This window comes from Acinetobacter sp. 25-47-122, assembly GCF_056779695.1.
Genome location: NZ_JBWYIJ010000022.1, coordinates 1 through 5,477, shown reverse-complemented (window position 1 = coordinate 5,477; position 5,477 = coordinate 1). Strand labels below are relative to the sequence as shown.

Below are 5,477 nucleotides of genomic sequence, written 5' to 3'. Positions count from 1 at the left end.
TATTGAAGGGGGTGTTTAGAATAATGAGCTGGCGATGACTTACTCTCACATGGGTAACCCCACACTACCATCAGCGCTAAGAGGTTTCACTTCTGAGTTCGGGAAGGGATCAGGTGGTTCACTCTTGCTATTGTCGCCAGCACAACTGTTGTGACTTTGCTTGGGTCTTATTCGCATGTATTGTTTGCGTGCCTTTGCTTGGTCAAAGAAGTTATTAACAGCTATTTGAGTTTCTTTAATTTGTGCAGTTTAGCGTTTTATCTAACTAAATCAAGTTATTTGTCATGATTTGAACCACAACACCAACTGTTTGGGTGTTGTATAGTCAAGCCTCACGAGTAATTAGTATTGGTCAGCTTCATACGTCACCGTACTTCCACATCCAACCTATCAACGTTGTAGTCTTCAACGGCTCTTTAGAGGACATAAAGTCCTTGGGAAATCTAATCTTGAGGTAGGCTTCCCGCTTAGATGCTTTCAGCGGTTATCCCTTCCGAACATAGCTACCCGGCGATGCGACTGGCGTCACAACCGGTACACCAGAGGTTCGTCCACTCTGGTCCTCTCGTACTAGGAGCAGATCCTCTCAAATTTCCAACGCCCACGGTAGATAGGGACCGAACTGTCTCACGACGTTCTAAACCCAGCTCGCGTACCTCTTTAAATGGCGAACAGCCATACCCTTGGGACCTGCTTCAGCCCCAGGATGAGATGAGCCGACATCGAGGTGCCAAACACCGCCGTCGATATGAACTCTTGGGCGGTATCAGCCTGTTATCCCCAGAGTACCTTTTATCCGTTGAGCGATGGCCCTTCCATACAGAACCACCGGATCACTAAGACCTACTTTCGTACCTGCTCGACTTGTGGGTCTCGCAGTTAAGCGCGCTTTTGCCTTTATACTCTACGCGTGATTTCCGACCACGCTGAGCGCACCTTCGTACTCCTCCGTTACTCTTTAGGAGGAGACCGCCCCAGTCAAACTACCCACCAGACATGGTCCTCGCTCCAGATAATGGAGCAGAGTTAGAACCTCAATATTACCAGGGTGGTATTTCAAGGACGGCTCCATAGAAACTGGCGTTTCTACTTCAAAGCCTCCCACCTATCCTACACAAGTAAGATCAAAGTTCAATGTCAAGCTGCAGTAAAGGTTCACGGGGTCTTTCCGTCTAGCCGCGGGTACACCGCATCTTCACGGCGAATTCGATTTCACTGAGCCTCTGCTGGAGACAGCGCCGCCATCATTATGCCATTCGTGCAGGTCGGAACTTACCCGACAAGGAATTTCGCTACCTTAGGACCGTTATAGTTACGGCCGCCGTTTACTGGGGCTTCGATCAAGAGCTTCGCTTACGCTAACCCCATCAATTAACCTTCCAGCACCGGGCAGGCATCACACCCTATACGTCCACTTTCGTGTTTGCAGAGTGCTATGTTTTTAATAAACAGTTGCAGCGGCCTGGTTTCTGAGGCTGCCAGTAGCTCAAGGAGCAAGTCCTATCACCGCCGGCAGCGTACCTTCTCCCGAAGTTACGGTACCATTTTGCCTAGTTCCTTCAGCAGAGTTCTCTCAAGCGCTTTGGTCTACTCGACCTGACCACCTGTGTCGGTTTCGGGTACGATTCCTGTGTAACTGAAGCTTAGAGACTTTTCCTGGAAGTATGGTATCAGCCACTTCGCTAGTAAACTAGCTTGCTATCGATTCTCAGCATAGAGCACCCCGGATTTGCCTAAGATGCATGCCTACAATCTTCCACCTGGACAACCAACGCCAGGCTGACTTAACCTTCTCCGTCCTCTCATCGCATTACACAGAAGTATTGGAATATTAACCAATTTCCCATCGACTACGCCTCTCGGCCTCGCCTTAGGGGTCGACTCACCCAGCCCCGATTAACGTTGGACTGGAACCCTTGGTCTTTCAGCGAACGGGTTTTTCACCCGTTTTATCGTTACTCACGTCAGCATTCGCACTTCTGATACCTCCAGCAGACTTCTCAATCCACCTTCATCGGCTTACAGAACGCTCCCCTACCACTTGCAATAAATTGCAAATCCGCAGCTTCGGTACATAGTTTTAGCCCCGTTACATCTTCCGCGCAGGCCGACTCGACTAGTGAGCTATTACGCTTTCTTTAAAGGGTGGCTGCTTCTAAGCCAACCTCCTAGCTGTCTATGCCTTCCCACATCGTTTCCCACTTAACTATGATTTAGGGACCTTAGCTGGCGGTCTGGATTGTTTTCCTCTTGACTACGGACGTTAGCACCCGCAGTCTGTCTCCCGGATAGTACTCATTGGTATTCGGAGTTTGCATCGGTTTGGTAAGTCGGGATGACCCCCTAGCCGAAACAGTGCTCTACCCCCAATGGTATTCGTCCGAGGCGCTACCTAAATAGCTTTCGGGGAGAACCAGCTATCACCAGGCTTGATTAGCCTTTCACCCCTATCCACAAGTCATCCCCTGGCTTTTCAACGACAGTGGGTTCGGTCCTCCAGTAAGTGTTACCTCACCTTCAACCTGCTCATGGATAGATCGCCTGGTTTCGGGTCTACACCCAGCAACTAAACGCCCTATTAAGACTCGATTTCTCTACGGCTCCCCTATTCGGTTAACCTTGCTACTGAATGTAAGTCGCTGACCCATTATACAAAAGGTACGCAGTCACCACACGAAGTGGCTCCCACTGCTTGTATGCATGCGGTTTCAGGATCTATTTCACTCCCCTCACAGGGGTTCTTTTCGCCTTTCCCTCACGGTACTGGTTCACTATCGGTCAGTCAGGAGTATTTAGCCTTGGAGGATGGTCCCCCCATATTCAGACAAGGTTTCACGTGCCCCGCCCTACTCGACATCATCATGTAAGCCCTTTCGTGTACAGGACTATCACCTACTATGGTTGCACTTCCCAGAGCATTCCACTAAAGCTTACATAACTTAATGGGCTTTTCCCCTTTCGCTCGCCGCTACTGAGGGAATCTCAATTGATTTCTTTTCCTACGGGTACTGAGATGTTTCACTTCCCCGCGTTTGCCTTGCAACACTATGTATTCATGTTGCAATACCTATCTTATGATAGGTGGGTTCCCCCATTCAGAAATCTCCGGATCACAGGATATTTGCCGCCTCCCCGGAGCTTTTCGCAGGCTATCACGTCTTTCATCGCCTCTGACTGCCAAGGCATCCACCACATGCACTTAATTACTTGACTATACAACCCCAAACAGTCGTTCGATCCTACAAGTAGATCGTTCAACATTACAGTTTGAAGTACTGTGTATCTAAACACTGTACAGCTTCAATTCAAATTCATATACCAAAACGCTTGATTCAGTTAATTTCGCTAGTTCTCATTTCAATCACTTCAACTTAATAACTTACGTTATCTCGTTTCCGCTCTTTCTATGAGTATGAACAAATTATTTCAACTCAAATATATGCTGTTAATGATTCACTACGTCTTCGTCAGATCGCAGTCAACTGTGATAAATCACAGAGCTTAATAATCAAGGCGTGCAGTATACACAGCTTTATTACTAAGCTCTATAAGCTATCAACTCGTTTGCTTACTACGTATTCGAATGAATACGTGGTGGAGACTAGGAGAGTCGAACTCCTGACCTCCTGCGTGCAAAGCAGGCGCTCTACCAACTAAGCTAAGTCCCCAGCTTATCATTTAGATCAATGTATCGTATGAGTATGTCATGGTGGGTCTGACAAGACTTGAACTTGTGACCCCACGCTTATCAAGCGTGTGCTCTAACCAACTGAGCTACAGACCCTCAGATACATCGTCATGAAGAACAACTTGTTGTGGATTCTTACCAATCGTCAATCTTTCGTTAAGGAGGTGATCCAGCCGCAGGTTCCCCTACGGCTACCTTGTTACGACTTCACCCCAGTCATCGGCCACACCGTGGTAAGCGTCCTCCTTGCGGTTAGACTACCTACTTCTGGTGCAACAAACTCCCATGGTGTGACGGGCGGTGTGTACAAGGCCCGGGAACGTATTCACCGCGGCATTCTGATCCGCGATTACTAGCGATTCCGACTTCATGGAGTCGAGTTGCAGACTCCAATCCGGACTACGATCGGCTTTTTGAGATTAGCATCCTATCGCTAGGTAGCAACCCTTTGTACCGACCATTGTAGCACGTGTGTAGCCCTGGTCGTAAGGGCCATGATGACTTGACGTCGTCCCCGCCTTCCTCCAGTTTGTCACTGGCAGTATCCTTAAAGTTCCCGGCTTAACCCGCTGGCAAATAAGGAAAAGGGTTGCGCTCGTTGCGGGACTTAACCCAACATCTCACGACACGAGCTGACGACAGCCATGCAGCACCTGTATGTAAGTTCCCGAAGGCACCAATCCATCTCTGGAAAGTTCTTACTATGTCAAGACCAGGTAAGGTTCTTCGCGTTGCATCGAATTAAACCACATGCTCCACCGCTTGTGCGGGCCCCCGTCAATTCATTTGAGTTTTAGTCTTGCGACCGTACTCCCCAGGCGGTCTACTTATCGCGTTAGCTGCGCCACTAAAGCCTCAAAGGCCCCAACGGCTAGTAGACATCGTTTACGGCATGGACTACCAGGGTATCTAATCCTGTTTGCTCCCCATGCTTTCGTACCTCAGCGTCAGTATTAGGCCAGATGGCTGCCTTCGCCATCGGTATTCCTCCAGATCTCTACGCATTTCACCGCTACACCTGGAATTCTACCATCCTCTCCCATACTCTAGCTTCCCAGTATCGAATGCAATTCCCAAGTTAAGCTCGGGGATTTCACATCCGACTTAAAAAGCCGCCTACGCACGCTTTACGCCCAGTAAATCCGATTAACGCTCGCACCCTCTGTATTACCGCGGCTGCTGGCACAGAGTTAGCCGGTGCTTATTCTGCGAGTAACGTCCACTATCCAAGAGTATTAATCTTAGTAGCCTCCTCCTCGCTTAAAGTGCTTTACAACCAAAAGGCCTTCTTCACACACGCGGCATGGCTGGATCAGGGTTCCCCCCATTGTCCAATATTCCCCACTGCTGCCTCCCGTAGGAGTCTGGGCCGTGTCTCAGTCCCAGTGTGGCGGATCATCCTCTCAGACCCGCTACAGATCGTCGCCTTGGTAGGCCTTTACCCCACCAACTAGCTAATCCGACTTAGGCTCATCTATTAGCGCAAGGCCCGAAGGTCCCCTGCTTTCTCCCGTAGGACGTATGCGGTATTAGCATCCCTTTCGAGATGTTGTCCCCCACTAATAGGCAGATTCCTAAGCATTACTCACCCGTCCGCCGCTAGGTCCAGTAGCAAGCTACCTTCCCCCGCTCGACTTGCATGTGTTAAGCCTGCCGCCAGCGTTCAATCTGAGCCATGATCAAACTCTTCAGTTTAAAATCAATAGTACCTAAAGGGTACCAATCTTGGCTCATCAATTACTGACAAAAAATTTGCTCAAATAAACTTCGAGAAATTTCTACCAATTAT

At 49.0% G+C, this 5,477-nt stretch carries 2 tRNA genes and 3 rRNA genes; all 5 read right to left on the bottom strand.

Annotated elements, in window-relative coordinates:
* Nucleotides 1-26: 26 nt before the first annotated feature.
* The 5 genes from rrf to AC1M9P_RS14520 all read right to left on the bottom strand — a co-directional run bounded on the left by rrf (nt 27) and on the right by AC1M9P_RS14520 (nt 5,383).
* A 5S ribosomal RNA gene (gene rrf / locus AC1M9P_RS14540) occupies nt 27-141 on the bottom strand.
* A gap of 180 nt (nt 142-321) precedes the next feature.
* Nucleotides 322-3,213 (bottom strand): 23S ribosomal RNA (locus AC1M9P_RS14535).
* Between the two features lie 379 nt (nt 3,214-3,592).
* Nucleotides 3,593-3,668, bottom strand: a tRNA-Ala gene (locus AC1M9P_RS14530).
* Nucleotides 3,669-3,707: 39 nt separating this feature from the next.
* Nucleotides 3,708-3,784 (bottom strand) — tRNA-Ile (locus AC1M9P_RS14525).
* 61 nt (nt 3,785-3,845) lie between these two features.
* A 16S ribosomal RNA gene (locus tag AC1M9P_RS14520) occupies nt 3,846-5,383 on the bottom strand.
* Together the 16S, 23S and 5S rRNA genes with 2 tRNA genes alongside form the textbook arrangement of a ribosomal RNA operon.
* Nucleotides 5,384-5,477: the final 94 nt, after the last annotated feature.